Origin of the sequence: Pseudarthrobacter sp. CCNWLW207, assembly GCF_037203945.1 — a bacterium.
Lineage (GTDB): Bacteria > Actinomycetota > Actinomycetes > Actinomycetales > Micrococcaceae > Arthrobacter.
Genome location: NZ_JBBCBS010000007.1, coordinates 271,327 through 292,919, shown reverse-complemented (window position 1 = coordinate 292,919; position 21,593 = coordinate 271,327). Strand labels below are relative to the sequence as shown.

The window sequence follows — 21,593 nt, the reverse complement described above, 5'->3', positions numbered from 1 at the left end:
TGGCCAAAACAACCAATCAAAAAACAATTGGTATCAACAAACTTGGCACACTATTGAGTTCTCAAACAACAGACACACCCGGCACCACCACAACCAAACAACAGCCATGGATCGCTCCGGAGCAACTTTTCAAACTTACCGGCTGTCTTCCATCTTGTCAAACCGGCGTCCGCGACCTTCATCAGCCTGAGGCTTTCGTGTCGGTTTTTCGGTCTGACTCCGTGGAGCAGCGCGGAAATAAACTCTACCACCACTTTGCCGGGATGGCCAACCATCCCCAGAGGCGGGCCCTCCGGCAGAACCTTCGGGGTGCGAAAAAGCCCGGAATCACAAGGATTCCGGGCTTTTTCAGCGGCCAAAAGTGTCCGCTAGCTCACACGTCAGCTGCGGCACCGGGCTTGAAATAGGCGGCCCCGAGCGGCGGAAGAGTGACAGTCAACGTTGCCGGCTGACCGTCCAGCGGCTCAGCGCTGGCCTTCAGCTCTCCGGCGTTGAGCACGCCCGATCCCCCATAGGCCGGAGAGTCCGTGTTCAGGACTTCCCGCCAAACACCCTTCGATGGGACACCCAGGGTGAAGCCCACGTGGGGACCACCGGAGAAGTTGATGGCGACGACCAGCGGATTGCCGTTCTTGTCCCACCGGACGAAGCTCAGGACGTTGCGGTCCGCGTCCCCACCATTGATCCACTGGAAACCGCCGGGTTCGTTGTCCCTCTCGTACAGCGGAGGCGTTGAACTGTACAGCTCGTTCAGGTCCTTGGTCAGGAGCTGCACGCCACGGTGGGCCGGAATGTCGGCAAGCCACCAGTCCAGGCCGTGCTGTTCAGACCATTCGGCCTCCTGGCCGAATTCTGTGCCCATGAAGATGAGCTGCTTGCCCGGATGGGCCCACTGGTAGGCGAGGAAGGTCCGCAGGTTGGCCAGCTGCTGCCACCGGTCGCCCGGCATCTTCCTGAGCATCGAGCCCTTGCCGTGCACTACTTCATCGTGGCTGATGGGCAGCAGGAAGTTCTCCGTGAACGCGTAGACCAGTGAGAAGGTCACCGTCCCGTGGTGCCACTTGCGGTTGACCGGGTCTTCGGAGGCGTACTTGAGGGAATCGTGCATCCACCCCATGTTCCATTTGAGGCCGAATCCGAGGCCGCTGTGGCTGGTAGGCGCGGTCACGCCGGGGAATGCCGTTGATTCCTCGGCAATCATGACTGCGCCAGGGTGGGTCTTGTACACCGTGGCGTTGACTTCCTGAAGGAACGAGATCGCTTCAAGGTTTTCGCGACCGCCGAAGCGGTTGGGCTGCCACTGGCCGTCCTCGCGGGAGTAGTCCAGGTACAGCATGGAAGCCACGGCGTCCACGCGAAGGCCATCGATGTGGAATTCGTCCAGCCAGTACAGCGCGTTGGCCACCAGGAAGTTCCGGACCTCGGTGCGGCCGAAGTCGAAGATCAGTGTTCCCCAGTCGGGGTGTTCGCCCAGGTTGGGGTCGGCGTGCTCGTACAGAGGTTCGCCGTCGAACTGCGCCAGAGCCCAGGCATCCTTGGGGAAGTGGGCAGGTACCCAGTCCAGGAGCACACCGATGCCGGCTTGGTGCAGCGTATCCACCAGGAAACGGAACTCGTCCGGGTGTCCGAACCGCGAGGTGGGGGCAAAGTAGGACGTGACCTGGTAGCCCCAGGACCCTCCGAACGGGTGTTCTGCCACCGGCATGAACTCAACGTGGGTGAACCCGAGCCACTTGACGTACTCCACCAGTTCCTTGGCCAGCTCACGGTAGCCGAGGCCAAGCCGCCAGGAGCCAAGGTGGACTTCGTAGACGCTCATGGGCGAATTGTGCGGGTCCCGCTGCGCGCGGGCCTCCATCCATTCGGCGTCCTTGAACGCATAGGAAGGTTCCACTACGCGGGAGGCCGTCAGCGGCGGGACCTCCGTGCCAAAGGCCAGCGGATCAGCCTTTTCCACCCAGTGTCCGGCCTTGGTCTTAATTTCGAATTTGTAGCACGCCCCTGCTAAAACGCCGGGAAGAAACACTTCCCAGACTCCCGAGGAGCCGAGGGACCGCAGGGAGTTTTCGCGGCCGTCCCAGGCGTTGAAGTCGCCCTTGACGCGGACAGCCTGGGCGTTCGGGGCCCATACGGCGAAAGATACGCCGTCAACGTCACCCAGCGGGGATTTGTAGTGCTGGACATGGGCGCCCAGCACCTCCCAGAGTTTCTCGTGCCGGCCCTCGCCGATAAGGTGCAGGTCCACTTCCCCCACAGTTGGCAGGTAACGGTACGGTTCGTCCATCGTGAGCGGAGCCGCGCCCGGGTATGTCACTTCGAGCCGGTAGTCCGGCACATGGCCCGGCTGCTCCGGTTCGAGAACGGCAACCCAGACGCCGTGGGCCTCGTGGGCCATGGGCACGGCGCCGGATGCTGTCACCACGGACACGGCTTCAGCCAAGTGCTTGATCGTCCGGACTGTCACATGCCCGTGGTCATCCAGATGGGCACCCAGGATGGAGTGCGGCGCGTGGTGCTCCCCGTTGGCTACCCTGCCCAGGGTGTCCGGGTCCACATGGAGGGGCACCCGGGGCCGATCGGTACGTGCTGAGCCTGTCATTTTGTTACCTTCCGATGCCGCCCCGGCCTGATCGCCGGAGCCTTTACCGCTGAGCAGCCGCCTGGAGGCGTTAGCTGGAATCGCCAGCCAGTCCGGCCTGTTCCGCAATTCATAAACAACTTCATACAGCGCTTTGTCCAGCCACAATGCCACAAACAAGGGCGAATGGCGGTCGATGGTGCCGGGTGTGACAGATGTGTAGCCGGTGAGGAATGCTTCCGCGCAGTCCTCGACCCACGATTCCGGTACGAGTGCGCCTTCCTGTTCGCGTTCGGCGGCCCCCGCCGCGTAGTCGAACGAGCGGAGCATCCCTACGACATCGCGCAGCGGGACATCCGGAAAGTTGCGTTCGGCGATGGGCCGAAGGGGTTCGCCCTCAAAGTCCAAAATCGCCCACCGCGCAGCTCCGCCGCGTCCGGGCACCTGGAGGATCTGGCCAAGGTGGAGATCGCCGTGGATCCGTTGCAGCGGACCTGCGGGAACGCCGTCGAGCGCGCTCAGCAGGGCGTCGAGTTCCCGGTCATAAGGCCCGACGGCGGCACCAGCCTCCGTCCACGTCTTCCGGACGCGTTCGGCTACTCCGGGTGCGATGACCGCGCCCGGGACCGCTTCGTCAGACACGCCCAAGGCCTCCGCCAGGCGGCGGTGGACAGTTGCCGTCGCGGCTCCCAGGGCATGGGCCTCCGCGGTGAAGTCTGTTCCGGTGCGGGCAGCGTCCACGGCGAGCCGCCAGGCGTCCCGTCCGCCGGCGAGGAACTCGTGCGCGACGGCAAGTTCACCGTGGGCCACGGAATAGGAGTTTGCCCCGGGGACATTCCATTCGCCGCGGACCCAGCCCAAGGTGGCAGGAACCTCCGAGGTGCCGGCTGCAGTCAGTGCGGCCCCCACTTCGACTTCGGGGTTTGCTCCGTTGGACAGCACGCGGAAGAATTTCACGATCGCCGCCGACTCGCCGTCGTCCACGATCACTGAACTGTTGGACTGCTCCCCCGACAGCACTTTCACTACACCGTGTGCCGTGGGCAGGCGGTAGTCGGACGGCGACCGGTAGCCGGCCGCATTCCCTGCAATTGCTGCACTGGCGGTACGGATCAGTTCCAGCCAGGCGGCGACAAAGTCAGGATCGTGAACGGCATCGTAAACCCAGGGCCATTCATCGTCCGCGGCGTCATGGCCAACCAGCGCGCGCTCCAGTTCGCCGGCCTGCCCTGCACGCCGGCTCAGCGGAACCTGGAGCACATCGGTCCGCCGACCGCCGTCGGCCGTTGCCGACGTGACAGCCAGGAGGAAAACCTCCAGCCGGGCCATCGCTGAGCGGTCTGCCAAGCCAAGGCCGCCCACCTGTTCCAATGAGAAATCGGCTGTCTTGACCGGGAACCAGCGTTGGCGCGGGAGCCATTCCTGCAGCAGCGCAGCCAGGGCCGGGGTGAGGATCGGCTCGCTCATATCAGTTCTCGATGGACAGGATTGGGAGCGCTTGCGTGTAAGGCGAAGCCGGGTTAGAGGCTGCCGAACGGATCCGCAGCCAGAAGAAATCGTGGCTGCCGAGCGTCAACGTCAGCGTGCCGTCCCCATCGACTCCGGGGAAGGGCTGACCGCCGAAAACATCGCGGAGGCCGCGGCCCGCAAACTGGGGAACACGGAGTTTCGTAGCCACCGGATGCTGGGAGAGGTTGAAGGCGCAGAGAATCGTCTCGCCGTCCTCCCCCGCGGTGTTGTCGTCCGAGAGTTCCCGAAGATAGGCCACCACGGCATCGTGATCGGCCTCAACGTGCTTGAACGCCCCCAGTCCGAAGGCCGGGTGGTTCTTGCGGACGCTGAGGATTTGCCGCGTCCAGCGGAGCAAGGATCCCGAATGGGCTGCCTCCGCCTCGACGTTGGCCATGCTGTAGTTATACACAAGCGACTGGATCACCGGTAGATAGAGTTTCCCGGGGTCGGCGTTGGAGAATCCCGCGTTACGGTCCGGGTTCCACTGCATCGGCGTGCGGACTGCGTCGCGGTCCTCGAGCCAGATGTTGTCCCCCATGCCGATCTCGTCCCCGTAGTACAGGAACGGGCTTCCAGGCAAGGACAACAGGAGCGCGTTGATCAGTTCGATCTCCGCCCGGGAGTTATCCAGCAACGGTGCCAGCCGGCGCCGAATACCAATGTTTGCCCGCATGCGCGGATCCGGCGCGTACCACCCGAGCATTGCGGCGCGCTCGTCCGCGGTGACCATTTCGAGGGTCAGTTCATCGTGGTTGCGCAGGAACGTCCCCCACTGTGCCCCGTCCGGGATCTCGGGGGTGTCGTGCATGGTTGCGATGATGGGCGCGGCCTTCTGGTCGCGGAGCGCGTAATAGAGGCGGGGCATGATGGGGAAGTGGAACGCCATGTGGCATTCGGGTTCTTCCTCCGTACCGAAATATTCCACCACTTCGTTGGGCGGCTGGTTGGCCTCGGCGATGATGACACGGCCCGGATAGCTCTCGTCGACCATTCTCCGAAGCTTCCGCAGGAAGTCGTGCGTGGCCGGCAAGTTCTCGCAGTTGGTGCCCTCCTCTTCGAAGAGGTAGGGAATGGCGTCGGCGCGGAAGCCGTCAATACCCTGGTCCAGCCAGAACCGGACCACGTCGAACAGCGCTTCGATAACCTTGGGATTTTCGAAGTTCAGGTCGGGCTGGTGGCTGAAGAAGCGATGCCAGAAAAACTGCCGCCGGATGGGGTCGAAGGTCCAGTTGGATTCCTCCGTGTCAACAAAGATGATGCGCGCATCCTGGTACTTTTCGTCGGTATCACTCCAGACGTAGAAGTCGCCGAACGGGCCGTCGGGATCCTTGCGTGATTCCTGGAACCAGGGGTGCTGGTCCGATGTGTGGTTCAGCGGGAGGTCGATAATGACCCGTACGCCACGGGCATGTGATTCGGCCACCAGGCGTTTGAAGTCGCTGATGGTGCCAAATTCATCCAACACGGAGTTGTAGTCCGAGATGTCGTAGCCGCCATCGCGCAACGGGGACTGGAAGAACGGCGGCAGCCACAGGCAGTCCACTCCGAGCCACTGCAGGTAGTCAAGCCTGTCGATCAGGCCGCTGAAGTCACCGGAGCCATCGCCGTTCGCATCCGCAAAGGCCCTGACCAGCACTTCATAGAACACGGCCTTCCGGTACCAATGCGGGTCGTGTTGAAGTCCTGGCGCGTTCAGCTCGAACGTGCTCTTAGGAGTGAAATGCTGGCCGGATCCTTGCGGGTTAAAACTCACTGATGCATTCTCCTCACGCTCAAGATGTGTGCGGGCTCGACGTGCGAGTCCAGGCGGACATAGTTGTATTCGCCCCATTCCCAGGTTTCACCGGTAATGAGGTCCTCCACCCGGAAGCCGCCGTTGGGCGACAGGTCCTCCGGATCGAGCTCCAGCGCTGCCAAGTCAAGGGAGACGGTGCTTTCCCTGGTTCCGTGCGGATCTACGTTGACTACCACGATGATGGTGTCCTTGGTGCCGTCCGGGAGGGTCTTGTGCTTGGAGTACACCACCGTGGCGTCATCAGTGCTGTGATGCACCGTCAGGTTCTGCAGGTCCTGCAGCGCCGGATGGGCGTGCCGGATGGCGTTGAGCCGGGTGATGTAGGGCGCGAGCGTGCGCCCTGATGCCGCAGCGGCGTCCCAGTCGCGTGCCTTGTACTCGAACTTTTCGTTGTCGATGTACTCCTCAGCGCCGGGCCGGGCGACGTGTTCATACAGTTCGTAACCGGCGTAGACACCCCACAGCGGGCTGGCAGTGGAAGCCAGGGCTGCGCGGATCTTGAAGGCCGCCGGGCCGCCGTACTGGAGGTACTCCGTCAGGATGTCCGGGGTGTTGACGAAAAAGTTGGGCCGGAAGAAGGCGGCCGACTCATGGCTGACTTCGGTGAAGTAGCTTTCGAGTTCCTTCTTGGTGTTCCGCCAGGTGAAGTAGGTGTAGGACTGCTGGAATCCTGCCCGGCCCAGCGCGTGCATCATCGCCGGCCTGGTGAAGGCCTCGGCGAGGAACACCACACCGGGGACCTTTTTGTTGACTTGGGCAATGAGCCATTCCCAGAACCAGACGGGCTTGGTGTGCGGATTATCCACGCGGAAAATCTTGACGCCGTGGCTGACCCACAGCAGCACAATCCGGAGGATTTCCTTCGACAGGCCCTCCGGGTCATTGTCGAAATTCAGGGGATAAATATCCTGGTATTTTTTGGGCGGGTTTTCTGCATAGGCGATGCTGCCGTCCACACGCGTGGTAAACCATTCCGGATTGCTTTCCACCCAGGGGTGGTCAGGGGCGGCCTGGAGGGCCAGGTCCAGCGCGACTTCCAGCCCGAGTTCGTTGGCCCGGGCGACGAAGGCATCAAAGTCCTCGAAGGTACCCAGGTCCGGGTGGATGGCATCGTGGCCACCTTCCTTGGCGCCGATGGCCCAGGGCGAGCCGGGGTCGTGGGGCCCGGCGATCAGGGTGTTGTTGGGCCCCTTCCGGTGCTGCACACCGATCGGGTGGATGGGCGGCATGTAGAGCACGTCAAAGCCCATGGCGGCCACGGCGTCCAGCCGCTTGGCCGCGGTCCGGAAATTGCCCGAGGTCCAGGCACCCGTGGAGTGATCCCGGACGGCTCCCTCCGAACGGGGGAAGAATTCGTACCAGGCGCCGCGTCCGGCGAGGTCGCGTTCGACGAACAGGGGGTACTGCTGGGACACGGCAACCAGTTCACGGATCGGTTGGCGGTCAACGACGGCGGCAACTTCCGGGCTGAAGCCCGCGGCCAGCCGCTCCTCGTCGGTGAGGGATGCGTTGGCCAGCATGGAAGCGGCCATCCGCAGGGTCCGGCGGTCGGACGCGTTACGGAAGGATTCCTCGGCGGCTTCCGATAGCAGCGCCGCTCCCTCTGCCAGCATCAGCTCGACGTCGATCCCGGCCGCAACCTTCACTTCGGCGTTGTGATGCCATGTTCCATAGCGGTCGTGCCAGGCCTCGATGAGGAAAGTCCAGTTTCCCGTGCCCGACGGCGTGAGGATACCTTCCCAGCGGTCCGTCCCCATTCCGCGTTCCCCACGCGGGGCTGCGAGCCTGACCCGCTGGCGTTCCTTGCCTTTAGGGTCCAGGAGGACGGCGCTGACTCCGAGCATGTCATGGCCTTCACGGAATGCAGTGGCTCCCACCACGATTCCTTCGCCCGGCAACGCCTTGGCGGGAAACTTTCCTCCCTCCACCACGGGCTGCACGTCGGTGATGGGAAAACGGCCAAACCGCAGACCGTCAGTGATGCGGCCCTTCGGCTTTTGCTTTGCTGCTGCACTGGTACCTGATTTAGTCGTCACAGGCTCGACGTTAGCGAGAAATCACCGAGATTGCTAAGCCTGCGCAGTTTTTCACGTGGGCGATTCGACTTTTCCGGGGCCTCATCTGTCATTTACCTAAAAGAAAGCTAAAGCTGTTCCGGCCGCCCATGTTGTCGATTAGTGTGGCGCAGGTGAAGGCAATCCGCAGATTTACCGTCCGAACCGTTCTCCCTGAACCGATCAGGCCGCTGGCCCGGTTGGCTACCAACCTGCGCTGGTCCTGGCACCGGCCCACCCGTGAACTCTTCGCGGGCCTGCACCCCAAGGTCTGGGAGGAAAGCGGCCAGGATCCCGTGAGCTTCCTCGGGCTGGTAAGCCGCGAAGAGTTCCAGCGCCTGGCGGCAGACCAGTCAGTGGTGGAGCGCGTACGCGCCGCCGAGGAGGACCTCGACCGATACCTTGAGGAGCCACGCTGGTACCAGGGCTTGGGATCCGACGCCCCAACCTCCATCGCCTACTTTTCGCCGGAGTTCGGTATCACCGAGGTGCTCCCGCAGTATTCGGGAGGCCTCGGCATCCTGGCGGGCGACCACCTGAAGGCGGCCTCGGACCTTGGCGTCCCCCTGATCGGTGTTGGCCTGCTCTACCAGGCGGGGTACTTCAAGCAGTCGCTCTCGCGCGACGCCTGGCAGCAAGAGACGTATCCGGTACTGGATCCTGACGGACTGCCGCTGACCCTGCTGCGCGAACCATCGGGTGACGGTAACGGCCGCCCCCTCCAGATCTCTCTCCCGCTCCCCAACGGCCGGCGGCTGCTGGCACACATCTGGCGTGCCGACGTCGGACGCGTTCCCCTCCTGCTCCTGGACTCAAACGTTCCCGGCAACGACGACGCCGCGCGCGGGATCACCGACCGCCTGTACGGCGGCGGCGGGGACCACCGGCTCCAGCAGGAACTCCTCCTGGGCATGGGAGGCGTGAAGGCGCTGCGGGCATACCAGCGCCTCACGGGCCGTGACGCCCCGGAAGTGTTCCACACCAACGAAGGCCACGCAGGATTCCTCGGAATTGAACGCATCCAGGAACTCATGTCCGGCGAGGACGCGCTGAGCTTTGAAGAGGCCCTGGCGGCCGGCCGCGCCTCCACGGTTTTCACCACCCACACGCCGGTCCCGGCAGGCATCGACCGGTTCGAGGTTTCGCAGATCCAGCACTTCTTCCAGGCCGGGCTCGCTCCGGCGGTACCGGTGGACAGGATCCTTGAGCTGGGCCGCGAGAACTACGCCGACGGCAACCCTTCGGTGTTCAACATGGCAGTGATGGGGCTGCGGCTCGCGCAGCGGGCCAATGGCGTTGCCAAGCTCCATGGCGAAGTGTCCCGCGGCATGTTCTCCGCCCTCTGGCCGGGGTTCGACCACTCCGAGGTGCCCATTACGTCGGTGACGAACGGCGTGCATGTGCCCACCTGGGTGGACGGCCGGATCTCCAAACTGGCCAGGGAGCAGTTCGGTACGGAGGCTGAGGCCAACGGCCGGTGGGACCTGGCATACAACGTCAGCGACGCCGATGTCTGGGCCCTGCGCCGGGCGATGCGTGCGGCGCTGGTGGAGGACGTCCGCCGCCGCCTCCGCGCCGCCTGGAAGAAGCGTGGGGCCGCCGACGCCGAACTCGGCTGGACCGACAGCGTGCTGGACCCCGACGTGTTGACGATCGGCTTTGCCCGCCGCGTGCCCACATACAAGCGACTGACGCTGATGCTGCGCGAACCAGACCGGCTGAAGGCACTGCTGCTGCACAAGGAGCATCCCATCCAGCTGGTCATCGCCGGCAAGTCCCACCCGGCCGATGACGCCGGCAAGAAGATGATCCAGGAACTGGTCCGCTTTACCGACGATCCTGAAGTCCGGCACCGGATCGCTTTCCTGCCCAACTACGACATCGCCATGGCCCGCACGCTGTTCCCCGGCTGCGACGTCTGGCTCAACAATCCCCTTCGGCCCTTGGAGGCCTGCGGTACGTCCGGGATGAAGGCTGCCATCAACGGTTCGCTGAACCTTTCAGTGCTCGATGGCTGGTGGGACGAAATGTACGACGGCGAAAACGGCTGGGCGATCCCTACCGCCAACAACGGCGCGTCCCCCGAGGAACGCGACGACATTGAGGCGGCCGCACTCTATGAACTGCTGGAGACCCAGGTGGCACCGCGCTTCTACGGGAACACCGTCTCCGAAGACGCCGGTGCGGCGGGCCCCTCGGAATCCGGCACTGAAAAGGTCCCCACGCACTGGGTGTCCATGATCAAGCACACGCTCTCGCACCTGGGCCCTGCTGTGTCGGCCGAACGGATGCTGCGCGACTACGTCAACATGCTGTACCGGCCGGCAGCGGAAGCGGGCCGCAGGGCTGTCACGGATTCGTACGCCCAGGCCCGGGATCTGGCGGCCTGGACTGCCGAGGTCCGCGCCGCCTGGCCGCTGATCCATGTGGAGCACGTGGATTCCGTGGGCGTTTCAGAAGACCCGCAGATTGGCGACACCCTGCAGGTCAACGCCTATGTGGCACTCCATACGCTCGCCCCTGAAGATGTCTCGGTGGAGGTGGCCTACGGACGGGCCGAAGAGAACGACACCCTTGCAGACGTCACGGTGATGGAGCTTAAGCCCCAGGAGGATCTTGGCGGCGGACGGCACCTGTTCAGCGGATCACTGCTCATTGACCGGGCGGGCTCGTTCGGCTACACGGTTCGGGTCCTGCCCACGCACGAGGCACTGGCTTCCAAGGCGGAACTGGGGCTGATCGTCAACGCCTGATATTTGCATTGACGCAGCCGGCGCGTGAGCGCGCCGGCTGGGTCAGAGCAGCACTGCCGTGACGTTGAGGTCTTTGCCAGCGTAGCTTTCGGCGTCCTGGAGGATCTCGCAGATGATGCCGAAGGACCGGTCGCCCCGGAATGGCGCGGCCACCTGCCACAGGACGGTGACGGGCAGATGGCCGTCGTCCGTGATGCTGTCCGCAAAATCGTGGAGCGAATCGTTGAGGGCATCCAGATTGATGCCGTCGTGCTCCGGGAAGTTCAGGACTTCGCCGAAGGTCTCAAGCACGGCTTTCTTGCTGTCGGCAGCCGGCACCACAAGGCTGCGACGGCCGGCATCTGAGACCTGCTCCTGCAGCTCTTCCAGGGTCCAGGTGTCAGCGGAATAGATCTTCATAGTTTGCCTAGCTGCCTTCTGCTGACTACGTGCGGTAAATGTTGATCGAGTTCGCCTGGACCACATCTGATTCACCCGAGGCCACGACACTTCCCTGGCGCAACTCGTGCAGCGGGGACGTCGTGAGCCTGAGCTCAAATAACCTGTGCGGCGTGCCGTCGTCATTGGTGACCTGGGGCAGGGTGATCTTCACGTCAGTGTTGCTGCCGTTGACCACCACCAGCCCGGCCAGCGTTCCGTCGTCCGAGCCGAGCAGGAGTTGCATAGTCCGGTGCCGCGGGTCATTCCAGCGGTCCATGGACATGGGTTCGCCGGACTGATCAAACCAGAAGAGGTAGGACTGCTCATCCCGGACAGGGAAGTCATGGGGCTGGCTGGCCAGGAATTCCTTGCGCAGCCTGATGTACCTCTTGGTGCTGCGCAGCATTTCATGGGACTCAGGGGTCCGGGTCCAGTCCACCCAGGCGATCGGGTTGTCCTGGCAGTAGGCGTTGTTGTTTCCCTGCTGGGTCCGGGCCAGCTCATCCCCTGCCGTGATCATGGGCACGCCCATGGAGATCATCAGGGACGCCATCAGGTTGCGCCGGGATTGCGCGCGCTCGGCCAGGATTGCCTCGTTCTCAGTGCGCCCCTCGAAACCGTGGTTGTAGCTGCGGTTGTCGCCGTGGCCATCCCGGTTCTGCTCACCGTTGGCTTCATTATGCTTGCGGTCATAGGAGACCAGGTCATTGAGCGTGAAGCCGTCGTGGGCCGTGATGAAGTTGAGCGAGGCCAGCCGGGACCGCCCCGACCCTTCAAAAAGCCCCGCAGAACCGGACAATGCGTCGGCCAGCCTTGCCACCGAACCGCCCTGGCCGCCGGCTTCGATGGCGGCGCGGTCAGCGAGCCAAAAAGACCGCACGCCGTCCCGGAAGTGGTCGTTCCAGTCCACCCAGCCGCCGGGGAAACGCCCGGTCTGCCAGCCCCCGTAGCCCACGTCCCACGGCTCGGCGATGAGTTTCACGTCCGACAACACCGGATCCGCCGCGATGGCCACCAGGAAAGGGTGCCGGGGATCAAATTCGTTGGCCGCGTTCCGGCACAGCGTCACGGCAAGATCGAACCGGAAGCCGTCGATGTGGAATTCGTCAACCCAGTACCTGAGGGAGTCGAGCACCAGCTGCACCACGCGGGGTTCGCCAAAATTCAGGGTGTTTCCGCAGCCGGTGGTGTCCACATACCTGCCGTGTCCGTCCGTCCGGTAATACTTGTCCTCCCCAAGGCCACGGAAGCTCAGCGCCGGCCGGTCAGGCCCGCCCTCGGCCGTGTGGTTGTAGACAACATCCAGGATCACTTCCAGCCCGGCTGCATGGAGCAGCTTGACCATGCCCTTGAATTCATCCTGGATGGCCTGCGGGCCGGCTTCCTGCGCGGACTGGGTGGCGTAGCTGGGATGGGGCGCGAAGAAGGCGGCGGTGTTATAGCCCCAGTAGTTGGTCAGGGCAAGGTTCTGGAGGTGGGGTTCGTCAAGGTGGAAATGCACGGGCAGGAGCTGGACGGAAGTGATCCCCAGGCTCTTGAGGTGCTCGATGATGGCCGGGTGCGCCATGCCGGCGTACGTGCCACGGAGTTCCTCGGGCACGTCCGGGTGAAGCATGCTCTGGCCGCGGACATGGGCCTCGTAAATGATCGTGTTCCGCCAGTGGGTCCGAGGGCGTGCGTCGTTGCCCCAATCGAAATCGGCGGCCATCCTGACGTTAGTCAGGAATCCCTCCCGCTGGTCCACCGCCCGGCCGTAAGGATCGAGCAGCAGCGGCTGCCCGCCGTCGTCGTCCAGGTCAAGGGTGGGGACTGAGAGCGGCAACGATTCCTCTTTGGACGTCGCCCGGAACCCATATCGCGAACCGATGGGGAAACCATCGACGATGCCGTGGTGGACGCCGTGGGTGACGTTCGGCAGCGCCTTGAGCTGCCATTCACCGCCTGGCGCCTTGTACGCGATCTCCAGGCTGGCCACGCCGGGCGCGTACACGGCCACGTTCGCGCGGGACTGCGGAACATGGCCGTCCCCGTTGTCCGGGCGCGGAACGCTGACACCGAGGGGACGCGCCGTGGAGGCGTCCATGGTGGAAGCAGTATCGAAAAGCGGCATAACCATCACCTAAATATTAGCCGCCGGCGCGAAAATGCCAGTGCTTCCAGTTATGTGACGGTTCCCCCTTTAAGCAGCCGCCACCCTTCATCCGTACGCTGCGGTGTTACTTCGTGGCGCGCTGCCGGGAAACCTCGTAAAGGGAAATTCCTACGGCCATTGAGGCATTCAGCGATTCCATCGCGGAGTCGATCGGGATGGAGACGATCTGGTCGCAGTTTTCCCGGACCAGGCGGCTCAGGCCCTTGCCTTCGGATCCGACCACGATGCACACCGGTTCCGTCGCGAGGGTGAGATCCGGCAGCGAGACGTCGCCGTCACCGTCGAGCCCGAGGACGAAGATGCCCATGTTCTTGAACTGCTTGAGGGCGCTGTTCAGGTTGGCGGCGCGTGCCACCGGGACCCGTACTGCCGCGCCGGCGCTGGTCTTCCAGGCCGAGGCTGTGACGCCGACGGACCGGCGTTCAGGGACAATGACGCCGTGGCCGCTGAAGGCTGAAACGGAGCGGATGATGGCGCCGAGGTTGCGGGGATCGGTAATGCCGTCCAAGGCCACAAACAGCGGCGCGTTAGCGACGTGGCCCTTCTTCCAGCGGTCCACGGTTTCCTCCGCCAGGTCATACGCATCCTGGTACTCGTAAGGCGGAATCTGAAGGACCAGACCCTGGTGGACAGCGTCATCGGTCATACGGTCCAGTTCGGGCTTGCCGGTTTCCAGCAAAGGGATGCCACGTTCGGCCGCGATCTTGAGGGACTCCTTGACGCGGTCATCCATTTCGATCCGGATGGCGATGTGCAGTGCCTTGGCGGGGATGCCCGCACGCAGTGCTTCCACCACGGAGTTGCGGCCGGTGACGACCTCTTCGGTAGCCCGTCCCTTGGGACCGGTCCGGGCCGCGCCGGCGCTGCGGGCGCCGGTCCCGCGCTTGGCGGCCGACCTCTCCGCCAACTGCTTGCTCTTGTGGGCCTTGTGGTAAGGGCGGTCCTCCGCCTTGGGCGTGGGGCCCTTGCCTTCGAGGGCCTTACGGCCGTGACCACCGGTTCCGATGGTTGGGCCCTTCTTCGCTTTAACCGATCGGCGACCATTGTTGGCCATTGTGTTCCACCCTTGATTGTTTGACTGAGTCTGCCTACCAGTCTACTGAATCAAGTAAAATCGCCGGTTCAGTCCCGCTGCAGGCTCCAGGTGGCACCGTCGGGGCCGTCCTCGACGGCGATTCCAGCCGCCTTAAGCGTGTCCCGGATGGCGTCCGAAGCGGCCCAGTCCTTGGAGGCCCGGGCCTGGGCGCGGGCCACGAGCTGGGCTTCAACGAGCACACCGAGCGCCTCCGCTTCCCGGCTGTCCCCTGCGTCGGAGCCTGCAACGGCGTTCAGGCCCAGGACTTCAGTCATGAGACTCACCATGCGCTTGGCCGCGAGGGCAATGACGTCGTCAGAGGCTGCCAAGGCGGCGTTGCCGGCTCGGACAACCTGATGTAGAGCGCCGAGAGCCCTCGGAATATTTAGGTCATCATCCATGGCCGCTTCGAACTCTTCGAACAATTCATCGATGGGCGACCATGATGAAGACTTTACGTCGCCGAAGTCACTGTATTTTGCCGCAGCTTTGGCCTGGAATCCATCAATGCGTTCGACGGCGGCCGCAGCCTCCTCCAGGGACGTGGGCCGGTAGTCCAACACGGAGCGGTAGTGCGCCTGCCCCAGGTAATACCGGACGACGCGCGCCGGGGCCAGTTCCAGCATCTCGGCAGGGCTGACGGTGTTGCCGATGGACTTGGACATCTTTTCGCCCTGGTACGTGACCATACCGTTGTGCATCCAGAAATTGGCAAAGCCGTGGCCTGCTGCCTGGGACTGGGCCATCTCGTTCTCGTGGTGTGGGAAGCGCAGGTCCAACCCGCCTCCGTGGATGTCGAACTCGGTGCCAAGGTATTTGGTGACCATGGCAGAGCATTCCAGGTGCCAACCCGGGCGGCCGGCGCCCCAGGGCGAGGCCCAACTGGCCGTCGTCGGCTCTCCCTCTTTGGAGCCCTTCCACAACGCGAAGTCACGGGGGTCTTTCTTTCCCCGCGGATCGGCATCCTGGGAGCCCTGCATGTCATCGATGTTCTGGCGGGTCAAGGATCCATACCGGTCCCAGGATCGCACGTCGAAATAGACGTCGCCGGAGTCATCCAGCGCGGGATAGGCGTGGCCACGGTCGATCAACTGCTGGATCAGTGCATGCATCTCGGGAATGTGTCCGGTGGCACGTGGCTCATACGTCGGCCGGGACACGCCAAGGGTGTCGTAGGCCTTGAGGAACTCCTGCTCGTAGCGGTAGGCCAATGCCCACCACTCCTCCTCGCGCAGCTCCCCAGGTTCGGGCGAAAAGCTCTTCGCGAAGGACGCCTCAGACTTGGCAAGGATCTTGTCATCGATGTCGGTGACATTCCTGACAACCGTGACGCGGTACCCGCGGTACTTGAGCCAGCGGGTGAGCTGGTCGAACGCAATGGCAGAACGGATGTGTCCGACATGGGGCATGCCCTGGACGGTAGCGCCGCAGTAGTAGAGGCTCGCCTTGCCCGGTTCGAGGGGGACGAAGTCTCGGACTTCGGCGGATGCTGTGTCGTAAAAGCGCAGGGTCACCGCTCCAGATTAGCCGAAGAGTGCGCGTTACCCAGGGGATACACCAGCGCGGTGGCCATGGCCGAGATACCCTCGCCCCTGCCAGTGAACCCCAGCCCGTCGCTGGTGGTGGCCGTGACGCTGACCGGAGCGCCAGCAGCTTCACTCAGGACGCGCTGGGATTCTTCCCGCCGTGGCCCGAATTTGGGCCGGTTGCCCACAAACTGCACGGCGACGTTGCCGATCTCGAAACCGGCAGCCCGCACGATCCTGGCCGCCTCGGCAAGGAGCGTTACGCCGGAGGCGCCGGCAAACTCGGGGCGGTCCGTTCCGAAGTGGGTTCCCAAGTCTCCGATCCCAGCCGCCGAGAACAGTGCGTCCGCCGCGGCGTGCGCTACGGGGTCCCCATCAGAGTGGCCTGCAAGGCCACGTTCACCCTCCCAGTGGAGCCCTCCCAGCCACAATGGGCGGGGTTTGTCCGCGGGGGCGAAGGCATGCACGTCCAGCCCGATTCCAGTGCGCGGCAGGATCATGTTGTCCTGTCCCATGTTCAGCCTTCCACCCAGCGGGTGCCCAGCGGCCCCTCCAGGAGCCCTTCGGCGAGGATCAGGTCCAGTGGCGTGGTGATCTTCAGTGACTGGGTTGAGCCACGGACGGCGAAGACCTGCGTGCCGACCATTTCCACGAGCATGGCGTCGTCCGTGACGGCTGCCGACTGCTTCTCATCCAAAGCCCGGGACGCCTCGTGCGCCTTCAGGAGGGTGCTGAGCTGGAAACCCTGAGGCGTTTGGACCGCGCGGAGTTCCTCCCGCGGCGCGGTCCCAGTGACGATTTCCGGCGCCAACGCGCCGTCCTGGCCCGTGGTGGCGGCGACCGTCTTGACGGTGTCCACCACCGGGACAGCGGGGATGACCGCTGCGGCCCCGGCGGCCAACGCGTCAGCGACCCGGTGGAAGACGGATTCGGGAGTGAGCGCCCGCGCGGCGTCGTGCACCAGGACCGCCTCAATACCTTCCATCAGGACAGCGATGCCGGCCCGGACGGAGTCCGCACGTGTGGCGCCGCCGTCAACGATCGTCAGGACAGGACCGCCGTCGGCCAGTTCCTCCCGGAAGTCCTCGCAAAGCCGGCGGAGGCCGTCGTCCCCAGCCGGCAGGGCAACGCAGACCTGGCTGCTGATTCCGGACGCGACGACGCCGCGCAGGGCATGGGTCAGAAGGGGTTCGCCGCCCAGCGGCACGGCAGCTTTTGGCATGCCGTAGCCGAGCCGCTGCCCTGAACCTGCGGCCACCAGGATCACTGCGGTGACAAGGCGGTTGGGTGTTTCACTCATGCGGACTAGCCTACGTCCCCGGGGGCAGCCCCGGCCGGACCTGCATCAGGGCAAAAAGAAACCCCGGCGACACTTGCGTGCCACCGGGGTTCAATTCTTAGGAAGCCAGGACCTCGTCGAGAACGCTGGCAGCCTTCTCTTCGTCGGTCTTTTCGGCCAGCGCCAATTCTGAAATCAGAATCTGCCGGGCCTTGGCCAGCATTCGCTTCTCACCTGCGGAAAGGCCCCGATCGTGATCTCGGCGCCAGAGGTCGCGGACGACCTCAGCTACCTTGATGACGTCACCGGAAGCAAGCTTCTCCAGATTTGCCTTGTATCTGCGTGACCAGTTGGTGGGCTCTTCAGTGAACTCGGCACGGAGCACATCAAATACGTGCTCCAGGCCTTCCTTGCCCACTACGTCCCGGACCCCAACAAGGTCAACGTTTTCTGCTGGAACTTCAATGGTCAGATCACCCTGAGCCACCTTGAGCTTGAGATACATTTTCTCTTCGCCCTTGACGGTGCGCATCTTGATTTCTTCAATTTTTGCAGCACCGTGGTGAGGGTAAACTACTGTCTCGCCGACCTCAAATACCATGTGGACATTCCCCTTTCCCGCAGACCAGTTTATCACGATTCGGGCATATGACTGGCCGCGAAAGGGGCCCGGAACCGCATGAATACGCGGAAAATGGGCAGAATCGACCCCCTTGAACCCCTTGACGGATGCAGATAATAGTGCATCGAAGGGGCGCTGCCAAGGGCAATGTGACCGCCCGGAATCCGCGTTTGGGCGGGTTTGCGGATAGGCTATGGGCTGAATAATGTTCCAAGACTCTTGAGGAGTACGTGACGTGCGTTTCACTGCGATGAACCGGGCCCAGCGCGGCAAACTGGCAATGGCGGCAGCTGCCCTGGGCCTCGGCCTGGTGACCGTGACCGGGTGCGGCTACATCACCCCCCAGCAGACTTCGCACCAGTACTCCGCGTCGGATGGCATCCGCGCGGACCTGGGCCCCCTCCAGCTGCGGAACTTCCTGATCGTTTCTGCAGGCGAAGACCAGCCCGGCCGCCTGCTCGGGGCGGTGTACAACTCCTCGTCACAGGACGTCAAGCTGACGGTCAACGGTGCTGAAGGCTCGCAGACGCAGGTATCTGTGAAGGCAAACTCCTACACGCTGCTCAACGACTCGACCGACGAAGCGATCCTCAGCACCAGCGGCGGTATTGCCGGCTCCCTGGTGCCGGTCAAGGTCACCGAAAGCGGCACCAACGTGACCGACACCATCGACGTCCCCGTCCTGGACGCAACCTTGGAAGAGTACAAGGAGTATGTCCCGGGCGGCAGCGAGCCCACCGGAACGAGCTCGCCGACGCCGACGCCGTCGACCTCCTCTGCGGCCGCAGCGCACTAGGCACTTTCCGGGTCCGGAACCCGAACGCACAAGGAGGGGCTCCCCGTTGGGAGCCCCTCCTTTGTGCTTCCGGCGCACGGGTCCGGCGCTGTGCATCCGGTCTTAGGCAGCCCGCCGGCTCAGGGTTCGAACTTGTAGCCGAGGCCGCGCACCGTCACCAGGAACCGAGGCGCCGACGGATCCGGCTCAATCTTGCTCCGCAGCCGCTTGACATGGACGTCAAGGGTCTTGGTGTCGCCAACGTAGTCGGAGCCCCAGACCCGGTCGATGAGTTGGCCACGCGTCAGGACGCGCCCCGAGTTCCGGAGCAGCATTTCAAGCAGTTCGAACTCCTTCAGGGGCAGCAGCACCTGTTCGCCGCCCACGCTCACCACATGCCGCTCGATGTCCATCCGGACGGGTCCGGCCTGAACCGTGGAGGAGATCAGCTCTTCCGGTTCGCCCTGGCGGCGGAGCACAGCCCTTACCCTGGCCACCAGCTCGCGGGAGGAATACGGCTTGGTCACGTAGTCGTCGGCGCCCAACTCCAGGCCCACTACTTTGTCGATCTCGGAATCCTTGGCGGTCAGCATAATGACCGGAACACCGGACCGCTGCCGGAGTTGCCGGCACACTTCAGTCCCGGACAGGCCCGGGAGCTGTAGGTCCAGCAGAACCAGGTCGGCGCCGTTGCGGTCGAATTCGGTGATGGCGTCCAGGCCGTTGTCCACGACCTCCACCTCGAAGCCTTCCTTGCCCAGCAAATAGGACAGCGGGTCGCTGAACGACTCTTCGTCCTCAACTATCAAGATCCTGCTCAAGCGCTAGCTCCTTGTTCGTGTGCGCCGGCGGCGCGGGATTCATGGGTGTGGTGGGCGGCGTGGTGCCGGGACCGTGCAGAGGGCGGGCTGGAGGCCGGTTCGTCCTGGACGTCCTGTCCCTCCATTTCCGGAAGCCGCAGCGTAAAGGTGGAGCCTTGGCCGGGCTGGGACCACAGGGTGACCTCGCCACCGTGGTTTGAGACAACGTGTTTGACGATGCTCAGTCCAAGGCCTGTTCCGCCGGTGTGCCGGGAACGTGCGGCGTCCACGCGGTAGAAACGCTCGAACACGCGCTCCTGGTCCTCCGGGGACAATCCTTCGCCCTGGTCGGTCACTGAGATGGCGATGAGTCCTTCCTTGGCACGGACCCCCACTCCGACCCGTGTGTTCTCCGGCGAGTACCGGATGGCGTTGTCAATCAGGTTGCGCAGCGCCGTGACTAGCAGGTCAGGGTCCCCGTAGACCTTTCCGTCCACGTGCCCGCCCACGACGATCTTGATGTTTTTGCTTTCCGCGGGGAGCTGGGACCGGTCCACGGCCTCATGGATGACGGTGTTGATATCCACGGGCCTTCCCTGCTGGGTGACACTGGCCCCCTGCAATCGGGACAACTCGATGATGTCCTGGACGAGCGCCGCCAGGCGGCCGGACTCCTTGTGCATGCGCTTGGCGAAACGGCGCACGGCGTCCTCGTCGTCAGCCGAGGACTCCAGCGCTTCGGCGAGGAGGGAGATCGCCCCCACCGGGGTTTTCAGCTCGTGGGACACGTTGGCCACAAAGTCGTTGCGGATTTCTTCGGTCCGGGTGATTTCGGTGCGGTCGTCGGCCAGCAGGAGAATGTATTCCTCTCCGAGCATGGCTGCACGCACTTGCACGATGATGGTCCCTTGGCCGAGCGGGCCACGGGGCAGCTCCAGCTGTTTCTCGATAATCACGCCGTCGCGGCGGACGCCGGCGGTCATGTCCAGCAACTGCTTGTGAACCACGGTATGGCCGCGCACCAGGCCATAGGCGTAGGCCGCCGGGCTGGCCCTGACCACACCGTCCACGGCATCCACCACTACAAAGGCACGCCCGACGACGGCCAGCACCTCAGCTGCGCCCGCCGGCAGTGCGAGTTCGTCGACGTCGATATCGAGCAGTTGACGCTGCTTTTCGCTGACCCTGAAAGCAAGCACGCCGAAAGTGCCGAACGACAGGCCGACGAGGCCTGCAATGACACCGATGAGCATAGGATCCACGTTCCCAGCTTATGCTGTGGGAAATGCGGTATTGCCGCATCAGACCCTCCGAGGGAGACGGTTCAACTAACGTTCATCTGCCGAGTGCCAATCGTTCACCAGCCGCTGGCAGAGTATGGAGTTGGACTGCCGAACGGCGACACGAATCCCCGCCGGCGGACAAGGCCGGCGGGCGGTTCCAAGGAAAGGACGCCAACGTGCGTAAGGTTTTTCAGGAAGAACTTGCCCAGGTCGGTGAGCAGCTCGTCGAGATCTCACAGCTGGTCAGCGAAGCGATCGGAAAGGCAACGACGTCTTTCCAGGTGGCGGACGTGGACTTGGCCCAGGACGTGATCGCAGCTGACGCCCGGATCGACTTCCTTCAGAACAGCCTCGACGAGCGCGCTATCGACATCCTGGCCCTGCAGGGCCCGGTCGCCAGCGACCTCCGCATGCTGGTGGGCTCGCTGCGCATGAGCGCGTCGCTGGAGCGGATGGGTGACCTCGCCCGCCACATCGCCCAGTTGGCCCGGCTGCGCTTCCCCTCCACGGTGATCCCGGCCTCCATGACCGATACGTTCAAGGAGCTGGCTGAACTGGACCAGCTGATCGCAGCCAAGCTGACGGTGTTGCTGGAAACCCGCAACCTTGAAGTTGCCCGCGACATCCTGAAGGCGAACAGTGCCATTAACGACCTCCACCTGAGCGTGTTCAAGGCAATCGCCAGCCCGGACTGGCAGGAATCCCCCGCTACCACCGTGGACGTGGCCCTCGCCAGCCGTTATTTCGAGCGCTTCGCGGACCACGGCGTTTCCGTGGCCCAGAAAGTCACCTACCTCGTAACCGGTGCCTGGCAGCCGAACGGCACCGAGCACAGCTGACAGCTGCGTTTCTGCCCAGCAAACGACGGCGGGCCCGTCCCAGCCCGGTGTACGCGCCCCCCGGCGTATTTGGTTTGTAACCCAACATAATAACCAGGGTGGGGACCGCCCGGAAGGCGTACGCCGCGGC

The 21,593-nt window shown here is 63.8% G+C and carries 16 protein-coding genes; 4 read left to right on the top strand and 12 right to left on the bottom strand.

Annotated elements, in window-relative coordinates; translation table 11 throughout:
- Positions 1-407 (top strand): hypothetical protein (locus tag V9L17_RS14695; RefSeq protein ID WP_337351961.1); only part of this gene is annotated, 407 nt, incomplete at its 5' end.
- Here V9L17_RS14695 and V9L17_RS14690 read toward each other — a convergent pair.
- Genes V9L17_RS14690 through V9L17_RS14680 form a run of 3 tightly spaced genes read right to left on the bottom strand, consistent with a single transcriptional unit; the run spans position 374 to position 7,921 of the window.
- Positions 374-4,045: a 1,4-alpha-glucan branching enzyme gene (locus V9L17_RS14690; protein WP_337351960.1), complete on the bottom strand. Its 3,672-nt coding sequence runs from the start codon at positions 4,043-4,045 to the stop codon at positions 374-376. The genes V9L17_RS14695 and V9L17_RS14690 overlap by 34 nt on opposite strands.
- A 1-nt stretch (position 4,046) precedes the next feature.
- Complete coding sequence (gene treS, locus V9L17_RS14685) at positions 4,047-5,843, bottom strand: maltose alpha-D-glucosyltransferase (RefSeq protein ID WP_337351959.1); 1,797 nt, start codon at positions 5,841-5,843, stop codon at positions 4,047-4,049.
- The gene (locus tag V9L17_RS14680) at positions 5,840-7,921 is read right to left on the bottom strand and encodes an alpha-1,4-glucan--maltose-1-phosphate maltosyltransferase (RefSeq protein ID WP_337351958.1); all 2,082 of its coding nucleotides are present in this window, start codon (positions 7,919-7,921) and stop codon (positions 5,840-5,842) included. The genes treS and V9L17_RS14680 overlap by 4 nt, the downstream gene beginning before the upstream one ends.
- Positions 7,922-8,073: 152 nt before the next feature.
- Between V9L17_RS14680 and glgP the strand changes: the two genes are divergently transcribed.
- Positions 8,074-10,692, top strand: a complete 2,619-nt coding sequence (glgP, locus tag V9L17_RS14675) for an alpha-glucan family phosphorylase (protein WP_337351957.1) — start codon at positions 8,074-8,076, stop codon at positions 10,690-10,692.
- Between the two features lie 42 nt (positions 10,693-10,734).
- Here the strand turns inward: glgP and V9L17_RS14670 are convergent, their stop codons facing one another.
- The 7 genes from V9L17_RS14670 to V9L17_RS14640 form a co-directional block, all read right to left on the bottom strand.
- Positions 10,735-11,091 carry a barstar family protein gene (locus tag V9L17_RS14670; protein WP_337351956.1) on the bottom strand — a complete coding sequence of 119 codons (357 nt, stop codon included), beginning with the start codon at positions 11,089-11,091 and terminating at the stop codon, positions 10,735-10,737.
- Positions 11,092-11,116: 25 nt separating this feature from the next.
- Entirely contained in the window at positions 11,117-13,228 is a 2,112-nt protein-coding gene (gene glgX, locus V9L17_RS14665) for a glycogen debranching protein GlgX (RefSeq protein ID WP_337351955.1), read from the bottom strand.
- A 100-nt stretch (positions 13,229-13,328) separates the two neighbouring features.
- Positions 13,329-14,318, bottom strand: a complete 990-nt coding sequence (gene rlmB / locus V9L17_RS14660) for a 23S rRNA (guanosine(2251)-2'-O)-methyltransferase RlmB (protein WP_066286985.1) — start codon at positions 14,316-14,318, stop codon at positions 13,329-13,331.
- Between the two features lie 68 nt (positions 14,319-14,386).
- Positions 14,387-15,853 carry a cysteine--tRNA ligase gene (cysS, locus tag V9L17_RS14655; protein WP_337351954.1) on the bottom strand — a complete coding sequence of 489 codons (1,467 nt, stop codon included), beginning with the start codon at positions 15,851-15,853 and terminating at the stop codon, positions 14,387-14,389.
- Positions 15,850-16,380 (bottom strand): 2-C-methyl-D-erythritol 2,4-cyclodiphosphate synthase, encoded by a 531-nt coding sequence (ispF, locus tag V9L17_RS14650; protein ID WP_337351953.1) that lies wholly within the window; start codon positions 16,378-16,380, stop codon positions 15,850-15,852. Before ispF ends, cysS begins: the two co-directional genes overlap by 4 nt.
- A gap of 2 nt (positions 16,381-16,382) precedes the next feature.
- The gene (gene ispD, locus V9L17_RS14645; RefSeq protein WP_337351952.1) at positions 16,383-17,165 is read right to left on the bottom strand and encodes a 2-C-methyl-D-erythritol 4-phosphate cytidylyltransferase; all 783 of its coding nucleotides are present in this window, start codon (positions 17,163-17,165) and stop codon (positions 16,383-16,385) included.
- A gap of 97 nt (positions 17,166-17,262) precedes the next feature.
- Positions 17,263-17,745, bottom strand: a complete 483-nt coding sequence (locus V9L17_RS14640; RefSeq protein ID WP_026266570.1) for a CarD family transcriptional regulator — start codon at positions 17,743-17,745, stop codon at positions 17,263-17,265.
- A gap of 271 nt (positions 17,746-18,016) precedes the next feature.
- Between V9L17_RS14640 and V9L17_RS14635 the strand changes: the two genes are divergently transcribed.
- Entirely contained in the window at positions 18,017-18,562 is a 546-nt protein-coding gene (locus tag V9L17_RS14635) for a hypothetical protein (protein ID WP_337351972.1), read from the top strand.
- 119 nt (positions 18,563-18,681) lie between these two features.
- Here the strand turns inward: V9L17_RS14635 and V9L17_RS14630 are convergent, their stop codons facing one another.
- Together V9L17_RS14630 and V9L17_RS14625 are read right to left on the bottom strand one after the other, a co-directional pair.
- Positions 18,682-19,362: a response regulator transcription factor gene (locus V9L17_RS14630; protein WP_337348096.1), complete on the bottom strand. Its 681-nt coding sequence runs from the start codon at positions 19,360-19,362 to the stop codon at positions 18,682-18,684.
- Positions 19,359-20,594, bottom strand: coding sequence for a sensor histidine kinase (locus V9L17_RS14625; protein ID WP_337351971.1), 1,236 nt, complete (start codon positions 20,592-20,594; stop codon positions 19,359-19,361). Before V9L17_RS14625 ends, V9L17_RS14630 begins: the two co-directional genes overlap by 4 nt.
- A 206-nt stretch (positions 20,595-20,800) precedes the next feature.
- On the opposite strand from V9L17_RS14625, the gene phoU reads away from it, so the two are divergent.
- On the top strand, positions 20,801-21,463 hold the full coding sequence (phoU, locus tag V9L17_RS14620; protein WP_337351951.1) for a phosphate signaling complex protein PhoU: 663 nt from the start codon (positions 20,801-20,803) through the stop codon (positions 21,461-21,463).
- Positions 21,464-21,593 lie beyond the last annotated feature (130 nt).